Source organism: Burkholderia sp. HI4860, assembly GCF_002223045.2.
Lineage (GTDB): Bacteria > Pseudomonadota > Gammaproteobacteria > Burkholderiales > Burkholderiaceae > Burkholderia.
This window is the reverse complement of sequence record NZ_NKFO02000001.1, coordinates 2114112-2140295: the sequence shown is the minus strand read 5'-3', so window position 1 is coordinate 2140295 and position 26184 is coordinate 2114112. Positions and strand designations below refer to the sequence as shown.

Genomic DNA, 26184 nt, shown 5'->3' with positions numbered 1-26184 from the left:
TTGTTCGCTTTGTTCGGTTCTTTTGGCCTGTGCGCCCACGCGCTGCCCGCCGCGCCCCACCCGCACCGGTCGGCCTTACCCGCCGGCGCCGCCCGCCCGGCGGCTGTGGGATAATCACGAGGTTTGCCCAGGGCGCAGCTCAAGAGGTTGTTCGCACGGGCGCGAGAGAGGCCTTTATTCCCGTGCCTCCACCCTTTTCCCGCGATATTTCTTCAGCAACGACCATGCCCACTTACCGTTCCAAAACCTCCACCGCTGGCCGCAACATGGCAGGGGCGCGCTCGCTCTGGCGCGCCACCGGCATGAAAGACGACGATTTCTCGAAGCCGATCATCGCGGTCGTCAACTCGTTCACGCAGTTCGTGCCGGGGCACGTGCACCTGAAGGATCTCGGCCAACTGGTCGCGCGCGAGATCGAGGCTGCCGGCGGCGTCGCGAAGGAATTCAACACGATCGCGGTCGACGACGGCATCGCGATGGGCCACGACGGCATGCTGTATTCGCTGCCGAGCCGCGACATCATCGCCGACTCGGTCGAATACATGGTGAACGCGCACTGCGCGGACGCGATGGTCTGCATCTCGAACTGCGACAAGATCACGCCGGGGATGCTGATGGCCGCGATGCGCCTCAACATCCCGGTGATCTTCGTGTCGGGCGGCCCGATGGAAGCGGGCAAGACGCGCCTCGCGAACCCGGTCACCAAGGCCATCGAGGTGAAGAAGCTCGACCTCGTCGACGCGATGGTGATCGCGGTCGACCCGTCGTATTCCGACGCCGAAGTCGCCGAAGTCGAACGCTCGGCCTGCCCGACCTGCGGCTCGTGCTCGGGCATGTTCACCGCGAACTCGATGAACTGCCTGACCGAAGCGCTCGGCCTGTCGCTGCCCGGCAACGGCACGGTGGTGGCCACCCACGCCGACCGCGAGCAACTGTTCAAGCGCGCCGGCCGTCGCATCGTCGAACTCACCCGCCAGCACTACGAGCAGGACGACGAACGCGTGCTGCCGCGCTCGGTGGGCTTCAAGGCGTTCGAGAACGCGATGACGCTCGACATCGCGATGGGCGGTTCGACCAACACGATCCTGCACCTGCTGGCGATCGCGCAGGAAGCCGGCATCGACTTCACGATGAAGGACATCGACCGCCTGTCGCGCGTCGTGCCGCAGCTGTGCAAGGTCGCGCCGAACACGAACAAGTACCACATCGAGGACGTGCACCGCGCAGGCGGCATCATGGCGATCCTCGGCGAGCTCGACCGCGCCGGCAAGCTGCACACCGACGTGCCGACCGTGCACACGCCGACGCTGAAGGACGCGCTCGACCAGTGGGACATCGTCCGCACGCAGGACGACGCGGTCCGCACGTTCTACCAGGCCGGCCCGGCCGGCATCCCGACGCAGGTCGCGTTCAGCCAGAACACGCGCTGGCCGAGCCTCGACCTCGATCGCGCCGAAGGCTGCATCCGCTCGTACGAGCATGCGTTCTCGAAGGAAGGCGGCCTCGCCGTGCTGACGGGCAACATCGCGCTCGACGGCTGCGTGGTGAAGACGGCCGGCGTCGACGAAAGCATCCTCGTGTTCGAAGGCACGGCACATGTGACCGAATCGCAGGATGAAGCCGTCGACAACATCCTGAACGACAAGGTCAAGGCCGGCGACGTGGTGATCGTGCGCTACGAAGGCCCGAAGGGCGGCCCCGGCATGCAGGAAATGCTCTACCCGACCAGCTACATCAAGTCGAAGGGCCTCGGCAAGGCATGCGCGCTGCTGACGGACGGCCGCTTCTCGGGCGGCACGTCGGGCCTGTCGATCGGCCATTGCTCGCCGGAAGCGGCAGCGGGCGGCGCGATCGGCCTCGTGCGCGACGGCGACAAGATCCGCATCGACATCCCGAACCGCACGATCAACGTGCTGGTGTCGGACGAGGAACTGGCGCGCCGCCGCGAAGAGCAGAACGCCAAGGGCTGGAAGCCGGCGCAGCCGCGCCCGCGCAAGGTGTCCGCTGCGCTGAAGGCCTACGCGAAGCTGGTCATGTCCGCCGACAAGGGTGCGGTGCGCGACCTGTCGCTGCTCGACGACTGATCGGGGTAACAACCCGCAAGGCCGGCTGCTTGTAATACCTAGCCGGTCGGACTGCGGGCTATACGACCGCCCGCTCGCCCGATCCAGAAGCCGCTCTCCGGAGCGGCTTTTTTTCGTCCGGCGCCGGTAGAAAGCGCCGGCCTCGTCAGTGACGGAATTCTTCCGGACCGCCGCCGCCACCTCCGCCACCACCGCCGCCGTGGCTTCCGCCGCCGTTCCCGCCGCCTTGCGGTCGCGCGCCACCGTATCCACCGCCACCACCCCCACCACCGCCCGGATGCACCGGTACCGGCATCGAGCGGCCCTCACCGCCCGGCGCGGGCGGCGGACGCATGACGGCAGCCGGTGGCGGCGCTGCCGGACGCGGATTGCCGGCTGCACCCGGCATCGGCGCAGGCGCGGGCGCAGCCGGCTGCGACGGCGTGCGAATCGCGCCGTTCCAGCCGCCGCGTGCAGCGGACGGCCGCGCGTCATGCACGGCCGGCGGGCCGCCCGGTGCGGCCTGCGGCGGCCCGCCTGGTTGCGGGTGCCCCTGTCCCGGCGGCACGCCGCCCGGGCCGAGCCGCGGTTCCGCGCGGTGTTCCCACCGATCGCGGTCATGGAACCACGGCCGGTGACGGTAGTAGCGATCCCAGTACGCACCGATCGCGAACCCCGTGATCGGCACGCCGATGATCGCGCCGTATTCGACCAGCGGCGCGTAACCGCCCTGGTACGGATAGTCGATCAGTTGCGCGTCGATCCAACCGCGCGCGCCCGGCAGCGCGACGTCGCACCACGTGTAGTCGCTCAGGCAGCCGAACACGTCCAGCGCGGTACCCGGCGGGATCTGCGCGACGACCGGATAGTCGGGCGCGGGCCCGGCGAACAGTTCGGCCGGCGCATTCGTGTAGCCGGTGCTCTGTGCCTGTGTCATACCCGGCACGGCCGCGAGGCCGAGCAGGACGACGCACAGACTTCGGACAATCGTGTTCCTCATGATGCTCTCCCGCGCGGTGCCGCCGCGCGCCGGTCAATGCCGATGCCCGCCCCAGCCGCCACCCCAGTGGCCGCCGCCCCACGGACGATGCCAGTACCCGCCGCGTCCACGCCAGCCGCCGCCCCATCCGCCCCAGAAACCGACCGAGATCGCCGGCGCGCCCCAGCCGTACCAGCCCGGGTAATACGCGGGGGCATAGTACGGATACGGATAGGGATACGGCGGCGGATAGGCCGGCGCGACGTAGACGGGAGCCGGATCGACCACCGCCGCTGCCGGGCCCGGCGAAGTGGTGGCCGGTGCAGCGGTGGCTGGCGCAGTGGCGGCCGGTGCAGCCGGCGTGACGGGGATCTCGCGCTGCGTCAGCGTGGCCGGCGCCGGCGTGTAGTACGGCGCATAGCCATACGGACTCGTGTAATAACAGCCGCCGAGGGTCAGCGTCGTCAATGCGAATACCGCATACCTCGCGGCAGGAATCGGGGTCATCGGTCACTCCGGCAGAATCCGCGCGTCGCCGCCAGGCGCGCGCCTGACTCTAGCTTACGTCCCCTGCAGATTTCCGCTCGGTATGATCGGTTACTTTTTGTTTCCTGCACTGGACAGGGCGCGGGCATGCCTCGTGCTGGCCCGTCTGCCACGCTTGCGTTGAAGTTCGCGCAAATGCCCTCAACTTGAACGATGTCAGGCTGGCCGGCGCGGACGGGGTTCGCGAGCAACCGGCAGCCCGAAACCAGCGGACTTCGGCCCGCCCAGACAGGAACGCGGCTCACGCCGCCATCGACATGACTACGCCACGCCCCACTCCCCGGGCGGACACGCCGCTCGATCCGATCATCCAGTTGCTGGCGCTCGCCGGCGAACAGGGTTATCTGACCCACGCCGACCTCGTCGACGCGCTGCCGCCCGAAAGCGACAGCCCCGACGCGCTCGACGTCGTGCGCGCCGCGCTCGCCGACATCGGCATCGCCGTGCTCGACGAGCCGGCCGCGCCTGCGCCGTTCGCCGGCTCGGCGCCTGTCGACGTCGATCGCGATGCGCTCGACGAAGGCCGCGCGATGCTCGGTGACCTCGCACGCGGCACGAGCGCGTCCACCGATCCGCTTGCCCTCTACATGCGCCGCATGCAGGCAGTGCCGCTGCTCACGCGCGAAGGCGAAATCGTGCTGGCGCGCGAGATCGAGACGGGCCGCCACCAGATCCTGCACGCGCTCGCCGGCTATCCGGCGGCGGTGGACGCGCTGCTCGCGCGTCATCGCGCAACGGCTTCGACCGGCGCAGCCGGGTCGTCCGACGACGACGCCGGCGACACGCCTGCGCCGGCCAGCTACGACGCGCTGCAGGCGGCCGTCACGGCCTTGCGCGGCGCGTTGCACGCGCACGGCTACCGCTCGGACGAATACCGTGACGCCCGCAACCACGTCGCCGCCCTGCTCGGCTCGATCGCGTGGGTCGCACCGGCCGTCGACGACGCGAGCGGCGTCGTGCGCACGCTCGCATCCGCGCCGCAACACGCCGCCGCGGGCGAAGCCGCCTGCTTCGACACGGTCGCACGGCGGGCACTCGCCGCCGCGCTGGCAGACGGCCAGCAGAAAGTGCGCGACGCCACGCGCGCGATGCTCGAGGCGAACCTGCGGCTCGTGCTGTCGATCGCGCGCAAGTACATGAACCGCGGCGTCGACCTGCCCGATCTCGTGCAGGACGGCAGTCTCGGCCTGATGCGCGCGATCGAGAAATTCGAATACCGGCGCGGGTTCAAGTTCTCGACCTATGCGACCTGGTGGATCCGCCAGGCGATCGCGCGCGCGGTCGCGGATCGCGCCCGCACGATCCGCGTGCCCGTGCACGTCGGCGACCAGTACCAGCGGGTGCGGCGGCATGCGCTGCGTTTTCGGCAGCGCACGGGCCGCCGGGCGACGCCGGCCGACCTCGCGGCCGAAACCGGCCTCGACGAGGACAAGCTGCGCGCGGTGCTCGCGCTGCCTGCCGAGCCCGTGTCGCTCGACGCGCCGCTGCCCGACGCGGACACCGGCCTCGTCGAGCTGATCGAGGACCAGGCATCGGCCAGCCCGTTCGAGCAACTGGCGGACACGTGGATGCGCGAATGCGTGAGGTCGCTGCTCCGGTCGGTCACGCCGGCCGAGGCCGACGTGCTGCGCCGGCGGTTCGGGCTCGGCGGCGCCGAGCCGGACACCTACGACGCGATCGCGCAGGACGCCGGCATGTCGCGCGAACGCGTGCGGCAGATCGAGAAGCGGGCGCTCGCCGCGTTGCGCACGGCCGCCGAGGCCGAGAACGCGCAGTCGTTCCTCGACGCGTGACGGCATCACGCGACGCACGGTCGTGCCGCTTTCCGGCACGACCGTGCGCATCGAACCTGTGCTACGTTTGCCATTGACATACGTCAAGTTTTCTTCATCGCGTGTCGCGACAATGATGAAAAGCTGACCGGCGCATCGTTCGCCGTGTCGATTCCGTTTGTGCTTCCCCAGGTCCCTCGCCATGCAGACGACCGTCAGCCAAACGTTTGAGGAAAACCGCCATATCGCGGCCTGCCTGCGCGAGGCGGCGCAGCGGCTGGCTGACCAGGGCGCGAATCCGTACCGGGTCGCCGCGTACCGCGCGTCGGCCGAGACGGTCGACGCGCTCGACCTCGACATCCGCACCCTGTTCGAATCCGGTGGCGTCGACGCGCTCGGGATGCTGCCCGAGGTCGGCACGGGCGTCGCCCAGGCGATTGCCGAGCTGCTGGTGACGGGGCGCTGGCGCCTGCTCGACCGGCTGTGCGGCGACGCCGAGCGCACCTCCGCGTTCGAAGCGGTGCCGGGCATCGGCCACGCGCTCGCGCTGCGCATTCACGACCTGCTGCACATCGATACGCTCGAGGAACTCGAACGCGCGGCCCGCAACGGCCAGCTCGAAACGATCTCGGGCGTCGGCCCGCGGCGCGCGGCCGGCATCCGCGCCGCGCTCGACGACGTGCTGAGCCGCCGCCGGCGCTGGCAGGGCCACGTGCAGGACGCCGGCCCCGGCACCGAGCCGCCCGTCGAACTGCTGCTCTACATCGACCGCCTGTACCGCAACAAGGCCGCCGCCGGCGTGTTGCCGACGCCTGGCTTCGGGCAACGCGTCTCCGCGCATCGGCGCCCGAATGCGGACGACGCCGTGCCGCGGCCCGTGATGCACATGACCAAGGGCGGCTGGCATTTCACCGCGCTGTGCCTGCATGCCGCGATGCGCACGCCGGAGGCGTCCCGCCCGACGGACTGGGTGTCGCTCTACTTCTACGACGCCCTGCAGCGCGAACACCAGCGCACCGTCTTCACCGAAACGTACGGCTCGCTCGTCGGCAAGCGCATGGTGCGCGGGCGCGAGCAGGAATGCCGCGTGTACTACGCGGGATGAATCAGTCGTCGCCGGTTTCGTCGACGTCGAACGGGACGTCGAGCGCCGACGCGATCTGGCGACATGCACGGGTGAGCGCACGCGATCGGCGGCCGGAATAGTCTGCCGCGAGATAGAACCAGGTCGAATGCGGCCCGCAAGCGTCTTTACTGTTCCGTTTTGGTACGTCGAACCAGAACTTCACCATGTAGCCACCCTTCCAGCGAACCGGAATCACCAGCGTGAGCTGCATTCTCGTGATTGCACCATGGCGGAACCGGATGGTGTCGTCACCGACCCGGAACCCCGACCACGCGCCGTCGTTAGACACGAACACGGTCAGCATTTCGTCCGGCAGCACGACGGTCGGGGCGCCTTCCTGGGCCAGCTCGGCCGCCGACACCATCGCTGCCCCCGAACCGTCAAGCCCCGTCTCGACGTCCACATAGGCTTCGACCGTCCGCTTCGCCTTGTCGTAGAAACTGCGCGTGACGTCGGACCGCGCGGCGTCGACAATCAGCACCAGTTGTTTGAATCGTGCCTGCTCGCCGTATCGAAGCGGCACATCGGGTGCGTCGTCGGGCTCGTCGGCCAGTTCGTCCTCCAGACTATCTGTGTGTACAGGCGGAGCGGTCATGACAGGCGGTTCAATGCCCCTGCGCCGCCGTGTCACCCAGTCGATTCCCAACGCCAGCAGCACTTGCGGCGTCACTATCACGACGGCCACTGTCGCAAGCCCCGCGAGCACCCCGTAATGCGGCGCGACCCGCGATGCCGCATACGCGGCAGGAAACACAAGCAAAATCCACACGCTGCAACCCCGTCGTTCCTGTTTGCGATGTCTCGCACCGCATGACTCCGCGCATCACCCTGACATCGGCCGCCACGCCAACCCGCCGAAGCCCGCTCGCCGCCTACGCGCCGTCCGTCTTCGTACGGCGCGCCGGATGACGATGCGCGGCGATCCGCAGCAGCTTCTGGAACGACGGGCATTCGAGATGGTTCGATGCCGGGCACACGGCCGCATGCCGCAACGCATCGCGCACGGCGCCGAGACGGCGGATCGTGCGGTCGAGTTCGTCGGCCTTGCCGTCGAGCTTCGCGCGATCGATCGCAGGCAGGCCGTCCGTGCCGACCATCGCGAGGATGTCGTCGAGCGAAAAGCCGGCCTCGCGGCCCAGTGCGATCAGCGCCAGGCGCTCCAGCACCGACTCGTCGTATTGCCGCCGCAGCCCGTGGCGGCCGATCGGCACGATCAGCCCCTTTTCCTCGTAGTAACGCAGCGTCGACGCGGGCAATCCCGAGCGTCGCGCCACCTCTGCAATGTCCAGCCGGCTCATGCTTGACCTCAAGTGAACTTGAAGTTGCAAGATAGTCGTTCGACTCCATGAAGACAAGCCCGGACTGCGATGAAACCGTTGAAACCACGCCGTATTCCGCTGCCCCGCGCAGCCTGTTCCCTGCTCTGCGGAGGGACGCGATGAGCCTGCCCGACGTCCTGCCCGACCTGCTGCTGATCGGCACGGGCGCCACGCTCGTGATGGATCTGTGGACACTGTTCCGGCGGCGTGCATTCGGCATTCCGTCGCTCGACTATGCGCTGGTCGGCCGCTGGCTCGGTCACATGATGCACGGCCGGTTCCGGCATGCGTCGATCGGTGCCGCAGCGCCCGTGCCGGGCGAACGCGCGCTCGGCTGGCTCGCGCATTACGCGATCGGCATCGCATTCGCGGCACTGCCTCTCCTGATCGCCGGCCCGGCGTGGATCGACGCGCCGACGCCGCTGCCCGCACTCGTCGCCGGCCTCGTCAGCGTCGTCGCCCCGTTCTTCGTGATGCAGCCGGCGTTCGGCTTCGGCATCGCGGCGTCGCGCACGCCGAACCCGGGCGTCGCGCGGCGGCGCAGTCTCATCACGCATCTGTCGTACGGGGCGGGGCTTTATCTGGCGGCGCTCATACTCGCGGCGCTGGCCCGTTGAGCACATGGACGCCCCAAGGCCGTAACAGCCAGCGTCGGCTCAACCGAGCCGACATCGAGACCCACGCAAGCGCTTCGTCGAGCACGGCGGCCGCATCGTCCCGTGCCAGCCGGACGAAGGCCACGCCACGCATCGGCGCCCGCGCAACGGCGATGACAACGCCGCATGCCGGCATGGGCGCAACGCGGCGTGCTCGCGCGCTGCCACCAGGTGTTTTCAAGTCGTCCATCCGGGCCGCCCGCATGGCGGGCCACGTCACTCCCCGCCGCAGTCGATCAGGTTGTGACGCACGCGCCCGAGCAGCCGCACCAGCGTGTCGCGCTCGTCGGGCGTGAAGCCGCGCAGCCCGTCGTCGGCGACGGTGTCACCCACTTCGAGCATCTGCGGAAAGATTTCGCGCGACTTGTCGGTCAGACGGATCACGAATGCGCGGCGGTCGTCGTCGTTCGCGATGCGCTCGATCCAGCCATAGCTTTCCATCCGGTCGAGCAAACGCGTGAGCGAGATCGGCGCGATCTCGAGCCATTCGGCGAGCCGCGCCTGATTCATCTCGCCCTTCCACGTCAGGTACGCGAGCACGCGGCTTTGCGCCCGGGTCAGCCCGATGCGCTTCGCGCGCCGGTCGAACAGGCGTCCGTTCAGGCGGGCGACGTCAGCGATCAGATAGCCGATCCGGTTCTCGTAAGTCTTGTCCATGCGGCGATTATAGGGGTCAAGCCGGCCATGCCTCGGCGATAAGCGGATATATAATAAGCGTGCTTATAATTCCCGCCATACCGGATCGCCGCCCACGGCGACCGCCCCACGGAGACACCCGCTTGAACCCCGCCGCCGACGCCCCCGCCTCGCCCGCCCTGAACCGGCCGATGCTGACCTTGTCGATCATGCTCGCCACGCTGATCCAGACCCTCGACAGCACGATCGCGAACGTCGCGCTGCCGCACATGCAGGGCACGCTGTCCGCGTCGCAGGACGAGATCACGTGGGTGCTGACCTCGTATATCGTCGCCGCGGCGATCGCGACACCGCTCACCGGCTGGCTGTCCGACCGGCTCAGCGTGAAACGGCTGCTGATCGTGTCGATCGCGGGCTTCACGGTTGCGTCGGCGCTGTGCGGGCTGTCCGAGACGCTCGTGCAGATCGTCGGCGCGCGCCTGCTGCAGGGCGTGTTCGGCGCCGCGCTGGTGCCGCTGTCGCAGTCGATCCTGCTCGACATCAATCCGCGCGAGAAACAAGGCCAGGCGATGGCGATCTGGGGGATGGGCGTGATGGTCGGCCCGATCCTCGGCCCGACGCTCGGCGGCTGGCTCACCGACAGCTACAACTGGCGCTGGGTGTTCTTCATCAACGTGCCGATCGGCGCGTTCGCGCTCGCCGGCGTGATGACCTTCCTGCCCGCACGCGCGCCGCGCCCGCACGTGAAATTCGACGCGTTCGGCTTCGCGACGCTGGCGCTCGCGATCGGCGCGTTCCAGGCGATGCTCGACCGCGGCGAACAGCTCGACTGGTTCGGCTCGTACGAGATCCGCATCGAGGCGATCGTCGCGGCGCTCAGCTTCGCGTTCTTCCTCGTGCATACGGCGACCGTCGGCAAGGCGTCGTTCTTCAAGTCGGAACTGCTGCGCGACCCCAACTTCGCGACGGGCACGCTGTTCATCTTCGTGGTCGGCGCGGTGCTGTACGCGACCCGCGCGCTGCTGCCGCCGATGCTGCAGAACCTGATGGGCTACCCGGTCGCGACCACGGGCCTCGTCACCGCGCCGAGCGGCGCCGGCACGATGATCGCGATGCTGTTCGTCGGCAGGCTGCTGAAATACGTGGATGCGCGGTTGCTGCTGCTCGCGGGGCTGTCGATTTCCGCGCTCGCGCTGTGGCAGATGATGCAGTACACGGTCGTGCTGTCCGAAGCGGACATCGTATGGCCCGGCGTGGTGCAGGGCTTCGGGCTGGGGCTCGTATTCGTGCCGCTGAGCGCGCTGTCGTTCTCGACGCTGCCGCCCGAGCTGCGTGCCGACGGCACGGCCACTTACAGCCTGATGCGCAACATCGGCAGCAGTATCGGCATCTCGATCGTGCAGACGCTGATGACGCGCAACACGCAGGTCGCGCATGCCGACCTCGCGACCCACATCACGCCGTTCAACCCGGCCGTGCAGGCGATCGCCGGCAGCCGCCTCGACATGGCGCTGCTCGACCGCACGATCAACCAGCAGGCGTCGATGATCGCGTACCTGAACGACTTCAAGCTGATGTTCGTCGCGACGCTGCTGATGATTCCGCTGTTGCTGCTGATCCGCCCGCCGCAGAAAGCGGCGAGCGTGGAGATCGCGCACGCGGCGATGGATTGACGGGCGCACGCGAAGCGCACGCCCGTTTCACTCCGCGTCAGGCCTTCATCGTGCCCGTGCGCACGTAGCGCTCGTGCCACGACAGCGCCTCGGCGAGCAGGTGCGGCGTGTGCTTGCCGAAGCTTTCGCGCGACGCGCGCTCGAAGTAATCCTCGAGCATCGGCCGGTAGTCGGGATGCGCGCAGGTCGCGATGACCTTGCGTGCGCGCTGCTTCGGCGACAGGCCGCGCAAGTCCGCGAGGCCCTGCTCGGTGACGACCACCGCGACGTCGTGCTCGGTGTGGTCGACGTGGCTCGCCATCGGCACGATCCGCGAGATCGCACCGCCCTTCGCGGTGCTCGCCGACATGAAGCACGACAGGTAGCCGTTGCGCGCGAAGTCGCCCGAGCCGCCGATGCCGTTCTGGATCTTCGTGCCCATCACGTGCGTCGAGTTCACGTTGCCGTAGATGTCGGCCTCGATCATCCCGTTCATCGCGATGCAGCCGAGCCGGCGCACGAGTTCCGGATGGTTGCTGATCTCCTGCGGGCGCAGCACGATCTTCTCGCGGAACGTCGCGATTTCGTCGGCGAAGCGCTGCACGGCGGCCGGGCTCAGCGACAGCGCGGTGGCCGACGCGAAGCTCAGCGTGCCGTCCTGCAGCAGGTCGAGCATGCCGTCCTGGATCACTTCGGTGTACGCGGTCAGGTTCGAGAAGCCGGCCGAGCTGAGCTCCGCGAGCACCGCGTTCGTAATGTTGCCGACGCCCGACTGCAGCGGCAGCAGGTTTTCCGGCAGGCGGCCGCGCTTCACTTCATGGCGCAGGAAGTCGATCAGTTGCAGCGCGATCTGCTTCGACGTCGCGTCCGGCGCGGAGAACGCATTGCTGCGATCCGGCGCATCCGTCTCGACGATCGCGACGATCTTGTCGGCCGGGCAGCGCAGGTACGGCTCGCCGATCCGGTCGTCGCTCTTCGTCAGCGGAATCGGCTTGCGGTGCGGCGGCAGCGCGGTGCCGTAATAGACGTCGTGCATCCCGTCGAGACCGAGCGGCTGGCGCGCGTTGACCTCGAGGATCACGTGCTTCGCGCGTTCGAGCCAGGTCTTGTTGTTGCCGATCGACGCGGACGGAATCAGCAGCCCGTCCTCGCGGATGCCCGCGACTTCGACGATCGCGACATCGAGATCGCCGTACAGCCCGAACCAGGCGTACTGCGCGACGTGGCTCAGGTGGACGTCCTGATAGTCGACTTCGCCGCCGTTGATCTTGTCGCGCAACGTCGGGTCGGACTGGTACGGCAGGCGCATCGAGATGCCGTTGGTGCGGGCGAGCGCGCCGTCGAGTTCCGGCGCGGTCGACGCGCCCGTCAGTACGTTGATCCGGAAGTCCTCGCCGCGCGTGTGTGCTGCGTCGATGTGGGCGGCAAGCGCGGCCGGGACGGCCTTCGGATAACCGGAGCCCGTGAAGCCGCTCATGGCGACGGTCATGCCGGGACGGATCAGCGCGGCGGCTTCGTCGGCGGTGCGGACGAGCGAACGCAGGGCGGGAGCGAGGATGCGTGATGAAGACATGGCTGGTTTCTGACGCGTGGGGTCTGTCGTTGACGTCGCGGGGGGTGTCTCCTGAGCGACATGAAGCCCTTGGGGCCGCGAGGGGCGGCCGGCACCACAGGCACGGTCGGAGTATCGCAGAGGCCATCGCCGCGAAATGTCCGCTAAATGCAAAAGATCCTTGCCGGATTTGCCGGGTATCGAACGACCGTTCTGTGACAGGCGCGCCGTTTAAATCGAAGGCCCACGAAAGGTACACGAAAGCATCGGATAGAAAGACGGTGACCGATCGACAACTCACGCGCATCAATCGACGAATTTCCACCGCGCTTTATCGCCTGCGGATCGGCAATGACCGACGCCCGTCCGGCGCGGCCAATTGTCACCCGATGCGGCTTGTCCCGACCTGACGCACGTCAAGCGCGCACGCGCCGCGCGATGCGCATCAGCAAGCGCGAAACGCACCGCCGCACCGGCCTGTGAGGCCCGTCCGCCCTTGACAGTCGCGCGACGCGAACCACACTGGAATACGGATGCCGTCGCCCCGTTTGGCCACCCTTTCGCGCACGCGTTTTTCGGCCGGCCGGTCGCGACAAGACGCGGTAACACTCCTTCATGTCAGGACATTGATCGAATAAAAAGCACCAAATTACAATTCCGTATGAGCTCTGGCCGTTTCATCCTCAGGAGCCAAGCTGGGTAAGCCTTCAGGCCCGTCCAGCCACTCCCCGGAGCATCCTAACTGGTCACACTGTGCCAACAGTGTGCCCTTCAGAGCCCCGTCTGGTCACACCGGCGGGGCTTTTTTGCGTCTAAACCCCGACTCTCGCGGGAGCGATAGCGACATCTCTAAAGATTCCCCTAAGGATTACCCTTAAGATACCCGCAAGGTATCCACTAGGGGATGTCTTACGGTATAGTTGCGGTTCCCGCGCTGCCTGACTGAAGGCGCGCTTCCAGTCCTCTCTACGCCATCGACGTGGAGGGGATTTTCTTTGCCCATAGAGCTCCACTAAAGGATCACAATCATGATGACCACGACCGACCTCCACGCCCTGCAAATCGAACTGGAAGAGGAAGCCATTGGCCTTGGGGTGAAGCGCTACAACGAACAGATGGGGAACGGAGAAGACACTCTGCCCCCAGGCCTGAAGCTCATGAAGGCAGCCATCGAGCCCACTGCGGTGGCCGTGGACAAGTTCATTGAAGATGGGCTGGCTGGTGCTGCTTCCCGCTCGGTGGGCATCATCAAGTACCTGGACCAGTTCGAAGACCGGAAGCTGGTGGCCTACATCACCGCCAAGGTGGTGTTCAACCACATGGGCAAGATGTCCGTGATTGGAGCGGTGGCTGGGGACATCGCCAACCGACTGGAGGACTGTCTGAACTTCGATGCCCTCAAGGAGGCCGAGCCGGGACTCTACAAGCAGCTCCTGAAGAAGATTCAGCATAGCCGTGACGAGCGCCACCGCCACATCGTCCTGAGGGTCCAGCAGAAGTTCGCCAAGGTGGCCACCATCAAGTGGGGCAAGGCGGAAAAGATGCGCCTGGGAACCACTCTCATCTACCTGTTCGCTGAGGCCACGGGCCTGGTGGAAATCAAGGAGTACGTGCGCGGCCCGAATGACACCCCGCTCATCGTCACGCCATCCGAAGAGACCGCTAAGTGGCTCGCTAACGGCCACGCTCGGTGTGCCCTGATGAGCCCGATGGCCATGCCGATGGTGGTCAAGCCGCTCCCCTGGACGGGCCCGTTCGGTGGTGGCTACCTGACCAAGCAGATGCGCTTCCCGCTCATCAAGACGGCCAACCGGAACTACCTGGAGGACCTGAGGCAAGTTGAGATGCCGATGGTCTACCAGACCGTCAACGCGCTCCAGGAGACCCCGTGGGCAATCAACAAGGAGGTCTTCGATGTCATGCGTGAGGTCTGGGATGGTGGCGGACGGATGGGCAAGCTTCCCGCACGTGAGCCCCAGGAGCTCCCCGCTCGGACCTTCGACCAGGACAATCCGGACCCGGAAGAGCTGAAGGCCTGGAAGAAGCAAGCTGCGGTGGTCTATGAAAACAACATCCGTAACGCCTCCAAGCGCGCTGGGATGAGCTCCAAGCTGTGGATGGCTGAGAAGTTCGAACACATCGAGCGCTTCTACTTCGTCCATAACCTGGACTGGCGTGGCCGTGCCTATCCGGTGACCACGTTCCTCAATCCGCAGGGCTCGGACTCCGACAAGGCGCTCCTGAAGTTCTCCGATGGCTACCCGCTTGGGGAGAACGGCGCGCGCTGGCTGGCCATCCACGGAGCCAACACCTTCGGCATCGACAAGGTGACCTTCGATGAGCGCATCCAGTGGGTGGAAGACCACCAGGAGCAAATCCGCGAGGCTGCCCTGAATCCTCTCGATGGTTCCCGCTGGTGGGCCGAAGCGGACAGCCCCTACATGTTCCTGGCGTTCTGCTTCGAGTGGCTGGCGCTGATGAACCACGTGGACCTGGGCCATGCTCAGGATGACTTCCTCTCGCACCTCCCGTGTTCCTGGGATGGAGCCTGCAATGGCCTCCAGAACTTCTCCGCGCTGCTGCGCGATGAAGTTGGCGGCGCTGCGGTTGGTCTTCTGCCTGCTGATCGGCCGAGTGACATCTATTCGGAGGTCGCCAAGGCAGCCAACGCGCTGATGGCTCAGGATGCCGCTGAGGGCTCGCCTATGGGTCTGAAGTGGGCCGGGAAGATGTCCCGTAAGCTGTCCAAGCCGAACACCATGACGACCCCTTACGGAGCTACCAAGCGTGGCATGTGCCAGCAGATTGAAGCGGTGTTTCAGAAGATGCGCGCTGAGGGTGAGGACGTGGCCGCTGAACTGAAGGACTGCCAGTACCTGGCCGACACTAACTACCAGGCCATCGGCAAGGTGGTGGTGGCCGCTCACCACGCAATGGACTGGCTCCGGGATGCCGCTAAGGTGGCAGCTTCGGATTCCCTGCCGGTTCGCTGGGTAACCCCGAGCGGCCTGCTGGTTCTCCAGGACTACCGCCAGATGGTCGGCAAGGAGCTGGACTTTCACGTATCCGGGAAGCGCGTGCGGATGATGCTGAAGGACGAAGGCGACAAGCTGGATGGCCGCAAGCAGTCTGCGGGCATCTCCCCGAACTTCATCCACTCCCTGGACGCGGCCCACATGATGCGTACCGTGGTCTACTGCCTGGAGCGCGGAGTGAACAGCTTCGCGATGATCCACGACTCATACGGTGCTCATGCAGGGCTCGCTGAGACCCTTCGGTTCTGCCTGAAGCGCGCCTTCGTGGACCAGTACACGGCTGACGTTCTGGGTGACTTCCGCAACCAGCTCGCTGAGCAGTTGACCCCGGAGCTGGCCGCTAAGCTGCCCGAGCTGCCTCCATGTGGCTCCCTGGACCTGGAGGGTGTCATGGACTCCGAGTATTTTTTCGCCTGATGCGATCCACTTGAGGATGTGATTCATTTTGGATAGAAACTAAACCCCGACTCTCGCTCTACCAAACCGCCCTCAGCAATTCGCTGGGGGCTTTTCTCTTTCTGGAGGTCAATGAACGTCCGTCTTCTGAAAGCCGAATGGGGCCAGGAGGTCAACGGCCATATCTCTTACGAGGTCCGCGCTCTCGTCGGCTCCATCAAGACCGGCTGTGTACTGACCTCCACCTACATGGCCCTGGCTGAGCTCGTCAACAGCAACCCCAGCGGATGCCGCGAGTACATCGAGCAGCTCATCCATCGAGAGATGGGCGCAGCCCTAATGGAAAAGCTCCTGGAGGACTTCAAGGGCTAAACCCCGACTCTCGCTCTACCAAACCGTCTTCACAAATTTCCAGACCACATAGGACCACCCCATGATCACCGTCCGCACTCTCACGACCGTTGGCGGCAACCGTCCCGGCCGCAAAGGCACCCGCAAGCTGAACCGCTTCGCCCGTTCCCACGGCTTCCTCACGTTCGCAGCCCTGAAGGCTGACTTCGAGCTCCGCATGCGTGGCTATCTGGTGGACGCTTGAACCGGGACCAGCTCAACTCGGTGGTCTCGTTTCATGCCGTAGAGGCTGCCTATTCGGCTGTCTCTGCGGTCCAGACGATGGCCCCCGCGAAACAGGTGATGGGCGCTGCGGTTCTCTTCTCGGTCCTCTGCGAGGAACTGAAGCTGGACCCGAGCGAGCTCATCAACAAGGCTCAGCGTGTTGCGAAAGACGCTGACGGATTCTTTACCCGCGAGATGAAGGCTCTGCGGGATTACGTAAAAGGTGAACTGAAGTGAGCCGAAGTGTTGAAACCATCGAACGTGAGATTCGCATCGCGCATGACCGAATCCAAGGCCAGGAAACCCTCATCAAGGCGCTGAAAAATGAGCTGGAGAAGGCTCGGAACAGCATCAAGCCCGAAGACATCGTTCCCGGCGCGAAGTTCTACCAGAAGCGGAAGCTCTTCACCGCAGTCAAGACCGTCATCCAGTACGGAGATAGCGGACTCTTCTCGCTCCTGGGAGTGGACCGCAGCGAGTTCAAGCTCGGCGCTGAAGCCTATGGCCACATTATTCCCCACCGCGCGGGACCCGCTGAGCTGGCTATGTGGCTTGTCCGCGATGGCTGGACGAAGGAGCCGCAGTGACCCTCTACGACCACCTCTGCGCCCAGGCAGAACCCCACTGGGAAGCTGGCAATCCCCTCCCCGTTGACCTGTTCATGAAGATGCAAGCTGAAGGCATCGACACCGACCAGGCCGAACGCACTTACCACCTCACGATGCTTGGTTCGCGCTAAGCAATCCACAAGAGAATCACATGGCAGACAAGAAACCGAAATTGCTCAAGGGCAACACCCCGCGCGGCATCTTCCGCTACCCCGCACTGACCAAGCCGGACTACGGCAACGACCAGTTCCCGAAGCCGGACGGCGAGTACAAGGTGCAGCTCGTGCTGACCGAAGAGGAAGCCAAGCCGCTCATCAGCAAGCTCCAGGCCGAGTACGACAAGGCCATCGAAGCCGCTGAAGAAGCCTTCAAGGGCCTCAAGGTCGAACAGCGCAAGAAGCTGAAGGAGGTCACGAGGAACGACCTGTACTCGACCGAGTATGACCAGGAGACCGAAGAGCCGACCGGCAACCTCATCTTCAAGTTCTCGATGAAGGCCTCCGGTGTCAGCAAGCGTGACCAGAAGCCGTGGACCCGCAAGCCTGCCATCTTCAACGCGAAGGGCGTGGCCCTGAAGAACCCGCCGAACATCTGGGGTGGCACGGAGGGCAAGGTCTCGTTCGAAGCCAGCCCGTACTTCATCCCGGGAACCGGCGCGGCCGGCCTCTCGCTGCGCCTCCAGGCTGTCCAGATTCTGGAGCTGGTCTCGGAGGGCTCGCGTTCCGCATCCAGCTTTGGCTTCGGCCAGGAAGAAGGCTACGACGAAGCCAACGAGTTCCCGGAAGACGGCACGGACGATGACGCTGGTGGCTCGGATACGGGCACCACGGACGAGCCTGACGAGTTCTGATGGCTCGTGCTGGTTACGGTGCGCGGCACGTTCAAGCCGCGTATCGCTCTGGCCTGGAAGAAGCGATTGCTGAACAGCTTCGCCAGGCTGGAGTGGTTGCCGCGTATGAGGAAGACAAGATTCCCTACGTGACCCCAGCGACCCCGCACAAGTACACCCCTGACTTCCGGCTCCCCAACGGTATCTACATCGAGACCAAGGGGCGGTTCGAAACCGCAGACCGGAAGAAACACCTACTCATCAAAGAGCAGCACCCGGAGCTCGACATCCGATTCGTATTCACCCGCTCGAAGACCACCATCAGCAAGGCCAGTAAGACGACCTATGCGATGTGGTGCGACAAGAACGGGTTCCAGTACGCGGACAAGTGGGTTCCTGATGCGTGGCTCAAGGAGAAACTGAAGTGAAGAATCACAAGTTCGAAGCAAGCGTCATCCTCATTGGCCTGCTGATGGCCATCCTGGGCATCTCGGGCTATGTCACGAACGTCATCTGGGCGTTCAAGCACATGTCCGCAGGCATCACGCTGGAAACGCTGGTGGCCTTCGTGGGTCTGCTGGTTGCCCCGCTGGGCATCCTGCACGGCGTCTACACGTGGTTCTGATGGAGGCCTGATGAAAGTCAAACACACCCAGAATGGCAACGTGAAGATTGTCCTGTCGGGCGATCAGGCGACGAAGCTGAAAGCAATCATCGACCGCAGCAGCCGTCTGCAAGAAGGCGGCGATAGCATCACTCAGGAGGTTGAAGACTTCTCCTGGGACCTCTTCCGAGCTTTCAAGGAAGCTGGCGTGGATAGCGCCTGCTGATGTCCGCCCTGACCGCCGCATCGGTGGTCTACATCGTAGTCCACTGTTCCAGCACCAAGCCGCGCCAGAAGGTCGATAAGGCGTACATGGAGCGAGTCCACCGGATGAAAGGCCGGTTGTGGATTGGCTATCACTACGTCATCGACCGCAAGGGCAACATCGAGACCGGCCGTGAGCTGCATCAGGTCGGAGCTCATGCACCTGGCTTCGATACGAAGTCCATTGGCATCTGCATGGCGGGAGGGATGGATCAAGAAGGCAACCGCGCTGACAACTTCACGAAGGACCAGCGCGAGAACCTTCTCCAGCTCATCGCCATGCTGCACCAGAAGTTCCCCCAAGCCATCGTTGTGGGCCACCGCGACCTTCCGAACGCGAAGACTGAGTGCCCCAACTTCGATGTCCAGCAGTTCCTGAAGGAGTCCGGCTATGTGCAGCCGATTCATGGCGCGGCTTGAAGGCTGGCTGAAGAGCCTCTTCAAGTCCCCGCTGGTTCTCTCCATCAACTAAGTCCTGTTTAGGCGGTCCCGTTCCCACACATCAGTGGGCGGGATACACACATCCAAAGGAATCCACATGAGCAAGCCTTTTAAGAAAAAGAGCGGCGTCGAGAAGGTACAGCAGTACCTGGAATCGGGCCGCAGCATCACCGCGCTGGAGGCTCTGAGCAACTTCGGCCTGTTCCGCCTGGCATCGGCCATCGGCGTTCTCCGCAAGCGCGGCCTGAACATCGAGACGGACACGAAGCAGGACCCGAACGGCAAGACCTACGCGCGCTACACGCTGGTCAAGGTGGTCAACGACGCCCCGGAAGCGAAGGCTGAAGAGGCCCCGAAGCGTGAGCTGAAGGCGGGAGATGAGGTCGTCGTGAACGACACGTACGGCAGCTCGGGCGCGGCGGTTTTCAAGGGGCGCAAGGGCGTCATCACGCGCATCAGCAAAGCGCACATTTCCTGGCCCATTGCTGCGAAGTTCGAAGGACGCATGGGAGATGACTACTTCACGGCCAGTGAGCTGGACCTCGTGGAGCCCGTGAAGGAGCTGAAGGTTGGCGCTCGGGTTCGCTCATTGCACCCGATGGAGGGACGGCTGGAAGGGACGGTGACTCGCACAGATTACCCATGCGCCGGCTACCCGATTGAGGTTAAGCAGGACCGTGGTCCTCTCGGCATCTACAGGGCCGCTGAGCTGGAGGTGCTGTAAATGAGCGCCATTCACAACGCATTCGGCCGTGCTCGGCTCGGCAAGAATCTCGACCTGGCAGCGAAAGTCAGTGCAGCGTTCTACCGCTTCAAGCCGCGACTCTCGCGTGACCAACAGCGCGGCTGGTCGACCAAGATCAGCTTCCGCACGTACAACTCCCTGAAGAACCAGGGCGTGCTCGACTAAGCCGCTGATGGCTGAAGACAGCGAGTTCCTACAGAAAGAGCCGTGCCCTAAGTGTGGCAGTAAGGACAACCTTGCGCGCTACTCCGATGGGCACGCCTTCTGTTTCACCCAAGGCTGTGGCCACTGGGAGCCACCTACTGACGGTGGTGAGGTTCCACCCCGCAACACATCAGGGAGAAAGGTGGCGAAGGATTTGATTTTGGACGGTGAGGTTCGCGCCCTGCCCAAGCGGCGCATCACCGAAGACACGTGCGCCAAGTTCGGCTACACGGTAGGGACCAGCAGCCGTGGCAACACGGTACAGCTTGCTCCGTACTTCAGCGGTAACCAGCTCGTGGCCCAGAAGATGCGTGACGCTGACAAGAACTTTGTCACGCTCGGGGACTTCAAGAGCGCTGACCTCTTTGGCCAGCAGCTCTGGCGTGATGGCGGGAAGAAGGTAGTGGTCACGGAAGGTGAGATTGACTGTATGACGGTCTCTCAGCTCCAGGGCAATAAGTGGCCCGTGGTGTCCGTTCCGAACGGCGCTCAGGGCGCTAAGAAGGCCCTCCAGAAACACCTGGAGTGGCTGGAGCAGTTCGAAGAAGTCGTGCTGCTGTTCGACATGGACGAGCCTGGCCTCGCTGCGATGGCCGAGTGCGCTCCCCTCTTCACTCCCGGTAAGTGCAAGCTCGCCAGCCTCCCGAACGGGTTCAAGGACCCGAACGAGATGTTGCTGGCGGGCCGGGGGTCGGAGGTCATCGACGCCATCTGGGGGGCCAAGAGCTACCGGCCGGATGGACTGGTGGGCATCAAGGACATCAAGGAGCAGCTCCGCAAGCCCGTTGAGGTGGGCCTTGCGTGGTGCTTCCAGGAGCTCACTGACCTGACCTACGGGCGTCGCTACGGGGAAATCTATGGGGTCGGTGCGGGCACTGGCGTGGGCAAGACTGACCTCCTGACCCAGCAGATTGCCTATGACATCTCGGTGTTGAAGCTGAGGGTGGGCACCATCTTCCTGGAGCAAGCCCCCACCGAGACCGCTAAGCGCATCGCAGGGAAGCTCAAGGGGAAACGCTTCCATGTCCCCGACGATGGCTGGACTGCTGAAGAGCTCGATGAGGCGGTAGACGAGCTCGAAGCTGCCGATGCGCTGGTCATGTACGACTCGTTCGGTGAGACCGAATGGGACGTAGTGAAGGCGAAGGTGCGCTTCATGGCGGTCTCTGAAGGCATCCGCGTGATCTACATCGACCACCTCACGGCGATGGCAGACACGGAGGACGAGAAGGGAAGCCTGGAGCAGATCATGAAGGAGATGGCTGGCTTGGCGAAAGAGCTGGACATCATCATCACCTTCGTGTCCCATCTGACCACCCCGGAGAAAGGCAAGAGCCACGAGGAAGGCGGTCGGGTAACCATTCGCCACTTCAAGGGCTCCCGCGCGATTGGCTTCTGGTCGTACTACATGTTTGGCCTTGAACGGGACCAGCAGGCTGACGACGAGAAGCTGCGCGGCGTTACCACCTTCCGTGTCCTCAAGGACCGCTACACGGGTCAGGCCGTAGGCCAGGTCATCTATCTCGCATACGACTCCAAGACGGGGCTCCTGAAGGTCCTGGACGGGAACCCGTTCGATGACGAGACGAGCAGCGCACCAACCACCAACTGGGATTCAGACGACATCCCATTCTAGAAGGAACGTACACATGCTGAAGCTCGTGGCCTTGCTGGCGCTTGCTGGCATGGCTGCTGCGTGCTCTCCTGATGCACGTAGTGACCCGGCGCAGCCGCTCTGCTTCATCGAGCAAACGCGCGGGTCTTTCCAGCCTGCCCAGTACGACGCCAACGAAGTGCCGTACTTCAACTCGACCAACTCAACGGTCCAGTTCACCGACACCAAGGGCCGCAAGGTCATTCTGGTGGGCAACGTCCGCATCGAATGTAAGCAGTGACGTTCGCCTATAGCAAAACCGGCCTGCAACTCACGGAGCAATTCGAAGGTTGCAGGCTGACCGCCTATCAGGACTCTGTTGGCGTCTGGACGATTGGCTACGGCCACACCGGACCTGATGTCTACAGGGGCCTGACGATTACCCAGGAGAGAGCTGAACAGCTTCTTCTCCAGGATGTCGCTAAGGCAGCGGCAGCAGTCAACCGCCTGGTCACTCTTGACCGCGCTGGGGATGCCGATACGGACGGTCTCCCCGACCTCACCCAGGACGAGTTCGATGCGCTGGTGGACTTCACGTTCAACCTCGGCGCTGGTCGGCTCGCGAACTCCACGTTGCTCAAGAAGCTCAACGCTGGAGACATCGAAGGTGCAGCCGCAGAGTTCCCGAAGTGGGTCTATGCGGGCGGTAAGGTTCTCGCGGGTCTCGTGAAGAGGCGTGATGCGGAGCGCGCGCTGTTCCTGCTGGGAGCGCACTACCCGAAGTAAGCAGTAAAGGACAGCGGAAGCGGAAGGTGTAGCTCAGGAGCGAAGGATGCACGGGACAAGGCCGACACAGAACGCGCATGAGTAGCGCCTAGTAGGTCATGGAAGGACTAGCAAGACGGTCTAGCTAACCGTCAACCGAAGTGCCAACCATGAGTGAACGGTAAGAGCACCTACCGTGGAGGTAGGAGGTCGCGCACTGCCGCCTTCTGCTTCCGCTGTCCAACAACACAAGACAGCACAAGGGTCACCTGATGGTGGCCCTTTTTCATTTGGATTGCTACTCGAAGGAGAGAGCGAATGTCGATTCACTACAGCGGCGTGAAGCTGCATGACGGGCTGATGCCCCTCACCCACACGGCCGCGTCGTTCCGCACTGACCTCATCAAGGCGGAACCGATGTTCTTCCGGGCTGACCCAGGGTTCGCTGAGAGCCACGGAGACCTCCTTACCCAGGACTTCCTGGCAGCAGCGCGGGACATCTGGGGCTCTCTCGAAGGCTGCATCGTGGACTCACGACATCACATGCTGATGCCTGGAATGTATCCGTGTATCCCTGGCTGGCATACGGATGATGCTCCGCGCGATCAGAGCCGCTGGGGAGGCCAGCCGGACATCTTCAATCCGGAGTACGTGACCGAGCACCTGCTGTGCATCGTGGATGTGGGCACGGAGAGCCTGACCGAGTTTCTGACTGGAGACGTTGGCCTCTATCAGCCGCACTTTGAGCGAGAGCTGGAACGCGGCCGGAACTTCTACCGGACAGCGGACCATCTGTTCAACACGGTGGCGCGCGCTAAACCTCCGACCGCCATCACGGTGAAGTCATTCCAGATTGCTGAGTTCGACGTTCACTCGTGGCATCGCGGACAGTCTGCCAAGCAGCGCGGCTTCCGTTGGTTCATCCGTATCACACGGAACAGCCGCCACGCAGTCCAGAACGAGCTCCGCTCGAACGCTCAGGTGTACATCACCGATTCATCCTACGGGTGGTAATGGATGCGTCTGGTAGGTGACATCGAATCCGATGGCCTCCTTGACGAAATCACGCAGATTCACTGCATCGTCCTGAGAGACATCGACACCAACAAAGTCCACGTCTTCAATTCGCAGTCCCCCATCATGACCATCGAAGCTGGCCTTCAGATGGCGATGGCTGCGGACTTCACGACCTGGCACAATGGGATCAGTTACGACATCCCAGCCATCCAGAAGCTGTACCCCTGGTTCTCCCTCCCGACCTCTCCCGACCGCTTCATTGACACGCTGGTGTACGCGCGTCTGGTCTATCCGGACCTCTGGGACATCGACACCAAGCTGTACGAGAAAGGCAAGCTCCCTGGCAATCTCCGCAAGCGCCAATCGCTGGAGGCCTGGGGCTATCGCTTGGGTGACTACAAGGGCGACTACCAAGGCGACCCGAACATCGCTGACGAGGCCGAACGCAAGAAGCGCAAGTGGGAGCGCTGGAACCAGGCGATGGAGGACTACTGCGTTCAGGACACGGCAGTGACCCTGAAGCTGTTCCTGAAGCTGGAGAGCAAGGAGTACTCGCGGGAAGCCATCGCGATTGAGCATGGCGTGGCCTGGATTCTCTCCCGTCAAGAGCGGTACGGCTTCATGTTCGACAAGGAAGCGGCAGCTCGTCTGCTGGCCCTCCTGGTCAAAGAGAAGCTGAAGACCGAAGAGGAACTTGCGTCTGTCTTCAAGCCCATGTGGATGCGTGATGGTCCCCTCTTCACTCCGAAGCGGGATGACAAGAAGCGCGGCTATGTGGCTGGCGTTCCGTTCCAGAAGATCAAGCTCACCGAGTTCAACCCTGGCAGCCGTGACCACATCGCCATGTGGTTCCGGAGGATGTACGGGTGGAGACCTGACGAGTTCGGTAAGGACGGCAAGCCCACGGTGGATGAAACCATCCTGAGCCAGCTCCCGTACCCGGAAGCCAAGGCGCTCGTGAAGTACCTGATGGTGTGCAAGCGCCTCGGGCAGCTCGCTGAAGGTAAGGAAGCGTGGCTGAAGAACGAGAAGAACGGGCGCATGCACGGCTCGGTAAATCCGAACGGCGCAGTGACTCGGCGGATGACCCACAGCCGCCCGAATATGGGCCAAGTGCCAGCCAGCTATTCCCCGTTTGGGAAGGAGTGCCGTGCCCTCTTCGTGGTCCCTAAGGGAAAGGTTCTGGTTGGTGCTGATGCTGCCGCGCTGGAGCTCCGTGACCTCGCTGGCTACATGGCCGCGTATGACGGCGGTGAGTACGTGAAGGTGGTCCTGGAGGGCGACAAGAGCCAGGGCACTGACATCCACTCGGTCAACGCTCGGGCTCTCGGCCTGGACCCGAAGGGCAAGTACTTCGATGGCGAGAGTGGCCGTGACATCGCCAAGACGTGGTTCTACGCGTTCATCTACGGGGCCGGTGACGAGAAGCTTGGCTTCATCCTCACGCGAGTCAAGGGACAGAAAGCACGGAGCCGTGGGAAGAAGTCCCGCACCGACTTCATGCGCAACCTCCCTGCCCTCGGGAAGCTGGTGGAGCGTGTCAAGAAGGCTGTCAAGAAACGCGGGTTCCTCCGTGGTCTCGATGGCTGCATCTTGCACATCCGCTCGCAGCACTCCGCGCTCAACACCCTCCTGCAATCCGCAGGCGCAATCCAGATGAAAAAGGCCCTGTGCATTCTCGACGCTGACATCCAAGCGTTGGGTCTCGTGCCGGGGGTTCATTACGAGTTCGTCGCGAATGTCCACGACGAATGGCAAATCGAGGTAGACGAAGAACATGGTGAAACAGTTGGGAAGCTGGCTGTCCGGGCAATTCAAAAAGCTGGCGAGTACTTCAAGTTCAAGTGCCCGCTCGATGGAGAGTACGGAATCGGCCGAAACTGGGCAGAGACTCATTGAAGTCCTGTCAGTGGCGCAGCACGGGGGCTTCAGCCTCCAGTGTGACTTCGCTCGGATCAACGCTGGATACGTAGCGATGGCCGCGTCGATGGGCCTCATCACGACCGAGCAGGAGCGCGGTACGTATGGCCGCAAATGGTTCGCCACCCGCAAGGGTAAGGCCTGGCTGGAGGTCTATCAGTGATCCCCTTCCAGTCCTTCTGCATCCGCACCATTGGGCTCATCGTGCTAGCCCTCGCTCTGCTGGGCATCGGAACCTACGCGGTCCACAAGCATAACCAGAACGTCATCCAAACGACGCAGCTCAAGGACACCAACGTGGCCCTGAAGGCTGACGCTGCGAAGGCTTCGAGTGCCACGGAAGTGGCCGTGAAGAAGCTACAGCAGCTCGACACCATCACCCAGGAGAAAGCTCGAAGTGAGCAATCGATTCATGAAGACAACACCCAGTTTCATCGTGAGCTGGCCGCGACGAGCGGGCAAGACGTGGATGCGAAACGCTGGATTGCTGAGCCCGTTCCTACTGCTGTTGCTCGGAGCCTGTGCGAACGCACCGCAGTCAGCAGCTCCGATTGTCACCGAGACCAAGACGGTAGCAATCCCGAAAAGTCTCACCACACGGACGCAGCCAGCGGTGTGCCGGTTGGGAACTAACGGGGACCTGGCGGACTGCATCAAGGCGTATGACAACCAGCTCAATTCGTGCAACGCGGACAAGGCGCGGATTGAGCAGTTTCAGGAGGACCCGAAGTGAGCATGACCCAGAGTCAGCTCATGGCCTTCCACACGGCCGAACTCCTGGAAGCGCACCGCCAGCTCACCATCGCGGGCATCGCTACGGAACTCAACGGACAACCCCTGACCATC

The 26184-nt window shown here is 64.0% G+C and carries 30 protein-coding genes; 24 read left to right on the top strand and 6 right to left on the bottom strand.

Annotated elements, in window-relative coordinates:
- Window positions 1-224: 224 nt before the first annotated feature.
- The gene (gene ilvD, locus CFB34_RS09585; protein ID WP_089442700.1) at window positions 225-2084 is read left to right on the top strand and encodes a dihydroxy-acid dehydratase; all 1860 of its coding nucleotides are present in this window, start codon (window positions 225-227) and stop codon (window positions 2082-2084) included.
- A gap of 145 nt (window positions 2085-2229) precedes the next feature.
- Here ilvD and CFB34_RS09580 read toward each other — a convergent pair whose 3' ends face one another.
- Both CFB34_RS09580 and CFB34_RS09575 read right to left on the bottom strand, forming a co-directional pair.
- Window positions 2230-3063 carry an SH3 domain-containing protein gene (locus CFB34_RS09580; protein WP_089442701.1) on the bottom strand — a complete coding sequence of 278 codons (834 nt, stop codon included), beginning with the start codon at window positions 3061-3063 and terminating at the stop codon, window positions 2230-2232.
- 33 nt (window positions 3064-3096) lie between these two features.
- Entirely contained in the window at window positions 3097-3549 is a 453-nt protein-coding gene (locus tag CFB34_RS09575; protein ID WP_089442702.1) for a hypothetical protein, read from the bottom strand.
- A 296-nt stretch (window positions 3550-3845) separates the two neighbouring features.
- Between CFB34_RS09575 and CFB34_RS09570 the strand changes: the two genes are divergently transcribed.
- Window positions 3846-5381 carry a sigma-70 family RNA polymerase sigma factor gene (locus CFB34_RS09570; protein WP_089442703.1) on the top strand — a complete coding sequence of 512 codons (1536 nt, stop codon included), beginning with the start codon at window positions 3846-3848 and terminating at the stop codon, window positions 5379-5381.
- 181 nt (window positions 5382-5562) lie between these two features.
- The gene (locus CFB34_RS09565; RefSeq protein ID WP_089442704.1) at window positions 5563-6465 is read left to right on the top strand and encodes a helix-hairpin-helix domain-containing protein; all 903 of its coding nucleotides are present in this window, start codon (window positions 5563-5565) and stop codon (window positions 6463-6465) included.
- A gap of 1 nt (window position 6466) precedes the next feature.
- Here CFB34_RS09565 and CFB34_RS09560 read toward each other — a convergent pair whose 3' ends face one another.
- Together CFB34_RS09560 and CFB34_RS09555 are read right to left on the bottom strand one after the other, a co-directional pair.
- Window positions 6467-7255, bottom strand: coding sequence for a hypothetical protein (locus CFB34_RS09560; RefSeq protein WP_143329508.1), 789 nt, complete (start codon window positions 7253-7255; stop codon window positions 6467-6469).
- A gap of 103 nt (window positions 7256-7358) precedes the next feature.
- On the bottom strand, window positions 7359-7784 hold the full coding sequence (locus CFB34_RS09555; protein WP_089442706.1) for a helix-turn-helix domain-containing protein: 426 nt from the start codon (window positions 7782-7784) through the stop codon (window positions 7359-7361).
- Between the two features lie 140 nt (window positions 7785-7924).
- Here CFB34_RS09555 and CFB34_RS09550 point away from each other — a divergent pair, with 140 nt between their 5' ends.
- Complete coding sequence (locus CFB34_RS09550; protein WP_089442707.1) at window positions 7925-8422, top strand: DUF2938 domain-containing protein; 498 nt, start codon at window positions 7925-7927, stop codon at window positions 8420-8422.
- A 255-nt stretch (window positions 8423-8677) separates the two neighbouring features.
- Here the strand turns inward: CFB34_RS09550 and CFB34_RS09545 are convergent, their stop codons facing one another.
- A complete protein-coding gene (locus CFB34_RS09545; protein WP_047850156.1) occupies window positions 8678-9118 on the bottom strand; it encodes a MarR family transcriptional regulator in 441 nt (146 codons plus the stop codon).
- Window positions 9119-9240: 122 nt separating this feature from the next.
- Between CFB34_RS09545 and CFB34_RS09540 the strand changes: the two genes are divergently transcribed.
- On the top strand, window positions 9241-10770 hold the full coding sequence (locus tag CFB34_RS09540; protein ID WP_089442708.1) for a DHA2 family efflux MFS transporter permease subunit: 1530 nt from the start codon (window positions 9241-9243) through the stop codon (window positions 10768-10770).
- Between the two features lie 37 nt (window positions 10771-10807).
- Here CFB34_RS09540 and CFB34_RS09535 read toward each other — a convergent pair whose 3' ends face one another.
- On the bottom strand, window positions 10808-12322 hold the full coding sequence (locus CFB34_RS09535) for an acetyl-CoA hydrolase/transferase family protein (RefSeq protein ID WP_089442709.1): 1515 nt from the start codon (window positions 12320-12322) through the stop codon (window positions 10808-10810).
- A 1007-nt stretch (window positions 12323-13329) separates the two neighbouring features.
- Here CFB34_RS09535 and CFB34_RS09530 point away from each other — a divergent pair.
- The 19 genes from CFB34_RS09530 (at window position 13330) to CFB34_RS09440 (ending at window position 25971) form a co-directional block, all read left to right on the top strand.
- Window positions 13330-15753 (top strand): DNA-directed RNA polymerase, encoded by a 2424-nt coding sequence (locus tag CFB34_RS09530; RefSeq protein ID WP_089442710.1) that lies wholly within the window; start codon window positions 13330-13332, stop codon window positions 15751-15753.
- Between the two features lie 111 nt (window positions 15754-15864).
- Window positions 15865-16104, top strand: coding sequence for a hypothetical protein (locus CFB34_RS09525; protein ID WP_089442711.1), 240 nt, complete (start codon window positions 15865-15867; stop codon window positions 16102-16104).
- A gap of 61 nt (window positions 16105-16165) precedes the next feature.
- Window positions 16166-16327 (top strand): hypothetical protein, encoded by a 162-nt coding sequence (locus CFB34_RS09520; protein WP_179243721.1) that lies wholly within the window; start codon window positions 16166-16168, stop codon window positions 16325-16327.
- A complete protein-coding gene (locus tag CFB34_RS09515; protein WP_089442712.1) occupies window positions 16324-16584 on the top strand; it encodes a hypothetical protein in 261 nt (86 codons plus the stop codon). The genes CFB34_RS09520 and CFB34_RS09515 overlap by 4 nt, the downstream gene beginning before the upstream one ends.
- Window positions 16581-16934, top strand: a complete 354-nt coding sequence (locus CFB34_RS09510) for a hypothetical protein (RefSeq protein WP_089442713.1) — start codon at window positions 16581-16583, stop codon at window positions 16932-16934. The genes CFB34_RS09515 and CFB34_RS09510 overlap by 4 nt, the downstream gene beginning before the upstream one ends.
- The gene (locus CFB34_RS09505) at window positions 16931-17086 is read left to right on the top strand and encodes a hypothetical protein (RefSeq protein WP_179243720.1); all 156 of its coding nucleotides are present in this window, start codon (window positions 16931-16933) and stop codon (window positions 17084-17086) included. The genes CFB34_RS09510 and CFB34_RS09505 overlap by 4 nt, the downstream gene beginning before the upstream one ends.
- Before the next feature lie 20 nt (window positions 17087-17106).
- The gene (locus tag CFB34_RS09500; RefSeq protein ID WP_089442714.1) at window positions 17107-17805 is read left to right on the top strand and encodes a DUF2815 domain-containing protein; all 699 of its coding nucleotides are present in this window, start codon (window positions 17107-17109) and stop codon (window positions 17803-17805) included.
- Window positions 17805-18212 (top strand): endodeoxyribonuclease, encoded by a 408-nt coding sequence (locus CFB34_RS09495; RefSeq protein ID WP_089442715.1) that lies wholly within the window; start codon window positions 17805-17807, stop codon window positions 18210-18212. The genes CFB34_RS09500 and CFB34_RS09495 overlap by 1 nt, the downstream gene beginning before the upstream one ends.
- Window positions 18209-18409, top strand: a complete 201-nt coding sequence (locus CFB34_RS09490) for a hypothetical protein (protein WP_089442716.1) — start codon at window positions 18209-18211, stop codon at window positions 18407-18409. The genes CFB34_RS09495 and CFB34_RS09490 overlap by 4 nt, the downstream gene beginning before the upstream one ends.
- Window positions 18410-18419: 10 nt before the next feature.
- Complete coding sequence (locus tag CFB34_RS09485; RefSeq protein ID WP_089442717.1) at window positions 18420-18614, top strand: hypothetical protein; 195 nt, start codon at window positions 18420-18422, stop codon at window positions 18612-18614.
- Window positions 18614-19072, top strand: coding sequence for an N-acetylmuramoyl-L-alanine amidase (locus tag CFB34_RS09480; RefSeq protein WP_089442718.1), 459 nt, complete (start codon window positions 18614-18616; stop codon window positions 19070-19072). Before CFB34_RS09485 ends, CFB34_RS09480 begins: the two co-directional genes overlap by 1 nt.
- A 118-nt stretch (window positions 19073-19190) precedes the next feature.
- Window positions 19191-19817 (top strand): helix-turn-helix domain-containing protein, encoded by a 627-nt coding sequence (locus CFB34_RS09475; RefSeq protein ID WP_089442719.1) that lies wholly within the window; start codon window positions 19191-19193, stop codon window positions 19815-19817.
- Window positions 19818-20003, top strand: coding sequence for a hypothetical protein (locus CFB34_RS09470; RefSeq protein ID WP_089442720.1), 186 nt, complete (start codon window positions 19818-19820; stop codon window positions 20001-20003). It abuts the gene before it with no gap.
- 7 nt (window positions 20004-20010) lie between these two features.
- Window positions 20011-21678 (top strand): DnaB-like helicase C-terminal domain-containing protein, encoded by a 1668-nt coding sequence (locus tag CFB34_RS09465; RefSeq protein ID WP_089442721.1) that lies wholly within the window; start codon window positions 20011-20013, stop codon window positions 21676-21678.
- Between the two features lie 13 nt (window positions 21679-21691).
- Window positions 21692-21937, top strand: a complete 246-nt coding sequence (locus CFB34_RS09460; protein ID WP_089442722.1) for a hypothetical protein — start codon at window positions 21692-21694, stop codon at window positions 21935-21937.
- The gene (locus CFB34_RS09455) at window positions 21934-22422 is read left to right on the top strand and encodes a lysozyme (RefSeq protein WP_089442723.1); all 489 of its coding nucleotides are present in this window, start codon (window positions 21934-21936) and stop codon (window positions 22420-22422) included. The genes CFB34_RS09460 and CFB34_RS09455 overlap by 4 nt, the downstream gene beginning before the upstream one ends.
- Before the next feature lie 297 nt (window positions 22423-22719).
- A complete protein-coding gene (locus CFB34_RS09450) occupies window positions 22720-23415 on the top strand; it encodes a hypothetical protein (RefSeq protein WP_089442724.1) in 696 nt (231 codons plus the stop codon).
- Between the two features lie 3 nt (window positions 23416-23418).
- A complete protein-coding gene (locus CFB34_RS09445) occupies window positions 23419-25317 on the top strand; it encodes a DNA polymerase (RefSeq protein WP_089442725.1) in 1899 nt (632 codons plus the stop codon).
- Between the two features lie 180 nt (window positions 25318-25497).
- Entirely contained in the window at window positions 25498-25971 is a 474-nt protein-coding gene (locus CFB34_RS09440) for a hypothetical protein (RefSeq protein ID WP_089442727.1), read from the top strand.
- Window positions 25972-26184: the final 213 nt, after the last annotated feature.

Excerpts from the sequence above, each read along its gene's own strand:
- ilvD (WP_089442700.1), top strand. The coding sequence starts at position 225 with ATGCCCACTTACCGTTCCAAAACCTCCACCGCTGGCCGCAACATGGCA.
- CFB34_RS09580 (WP_089442701.1), bottom strand. The coding sequence starts at position 3,063 with ATGAGGAACACGATTGTCCGAAGTCTGTGCGTCGTCCTGCTCGGCCTC.
- CFB34_RS09575 (WP_089442702.1), bottom strand. The coding sequence starts at position 3,549 with ATGACCCCGATTCCTGCCGCGAGGTATGCGGTATTCGCATTGACGACG.
- CFB34_RS09570 (WP_089442703.1), top strand. The coding sequence starts at position 3,846 with ATGACTACGCCACGCCCCACTCCCCGGGCGGACACGCCGCTCGATCCG.
- CFB34_RS09565 (WP_089442704.1), top strand. The coding sequence starts at position 5,563 with ATGCAGACGACCGTCAGCCAAACGTTTGAGGAAAACCGCCATATCGCG.
- CFB34_RS09555 (WP_089442706.1), bottom strand. The coding sequence starts at position 7,784 with ATGAGCCGGCTGGACATTGCAGAGGTGGCGCGACGCTCGGGATTGCCC.
- CFB34_RS09550 (WP_089442707.1), top strand. The coding sequence starts at position 7,925 with ATGAGCCTGCCCGACGTCCTGCCCGACCTGCTGCTGATCGGCACGGGC.
- CFB34_RS09545 (WP_047850156.1), bottom strand. The coding sequence starts at position 9,118 with ATGGACAAGACTTACGAGAACCGGATCGGCTATCTGATCGCTGACGTC.
- CFB34_RS09535 (WP_089442709.1), bottom strand. The coding sequence starts at position 12,322 with ATGTCTTCATCACGCATCCTCGCTCCCGCCCTGCGTTCGCTCGTCCGC.
- CFB34_RS09530 (WP_089442710.1), top strand. The coding sequence starts at position 13,330 with ATGATGACCACGACCGACCTCCACGCCCTGCAAATCGAACTGGAAGAG.
- CFB34_RS09525 (WP_089442711.1), top strand. The coding sequence starts at position 15,865 with ATGAACGTCCGTCTTCTGAAAGCCGAATGGGGCCAGGAGGTCAACGGC.
- CFB34_RS09520 (WP_179243721.1), top strand. The coding sequence starts at position 16,166 with ATGATCACCGTCCGCACTCTCACGACCGTTGGCGGCAACCGTCCCGGC.
- CFB34_RS09500 (WP_089442714.1), top strand. The coding sequence starts at position 17,107 with ATGGCAGACAAGAAACCGAAATTGCTCAAGGGCAACACCCCGCGCGGC.
- CFB34_RS09495 (WP_089442715.1), top strand. The coding sequence starts at position 17,805 with ATGGCTCGTGCTGGTTACGGTGCGCGGCACGTTCAAGCCGCGTATCGC.
- CFB34_RS09485 (WP_089442717.1), top strand. The coding sequence starts at position 18,420 with ATGAAAGTCAAACACACCCAGAATGGCAACGTGAAGATTGTCCTGTCG.
- CFB34_RS09480 (WP_089442718.1), top strand. The coding sequence starts at position 18,614 with ATGTCCGCCCTGACCGCCGCATCGGTGGTCTACATCGTAGTCCACTGT.
- CFB34_RS09475 (WP_089442719.1), top strand. The coding sequence starts at position 19,191 with ATGAGCAAGCCTTTTAAGAAAAAGAGCGGCGTCGAGAAGGTACAGCAG.
- CFB34_RS09470 (WP_089442720.1), top strand. The coding sequence starts at position 19,818 with ATGAGCGCCATTCACAACGCATTCGGCCGTGCTCGGCTCGGCAAGAAT.
- CFB34_RS09465 (WP_089442721.1), top strand. The coding sequence starts at position 20,011 with ATGGCTGAAGACAGCGAGTTCCTACAGAAAGAGCCGTGCCCTAAGTGT.
- CFB34_RS09460 (WP_089442722.1), top strand. The coding sequence starts at position 21,692 with ATGCTGAAGCTCGTGGCCTTGCTGGCGCTTGCTGGCATGGCTGCTGCG.
- CFB34_RS09450 (WP_089442724.1), top strand. The coding sequence starts at position 22,720 with ATGTCGATTCACTACAGCGGCGTGAAGCTGCATGACGGGCTGATGCCC.
- CFB34_RS09445 (WP_089442725.1), top strand. The coding sequence starts at position 23,419 with ATGCGTCTGGTAGGTGACATCGAATCCGATGGCCTCCTTGACGAAATC.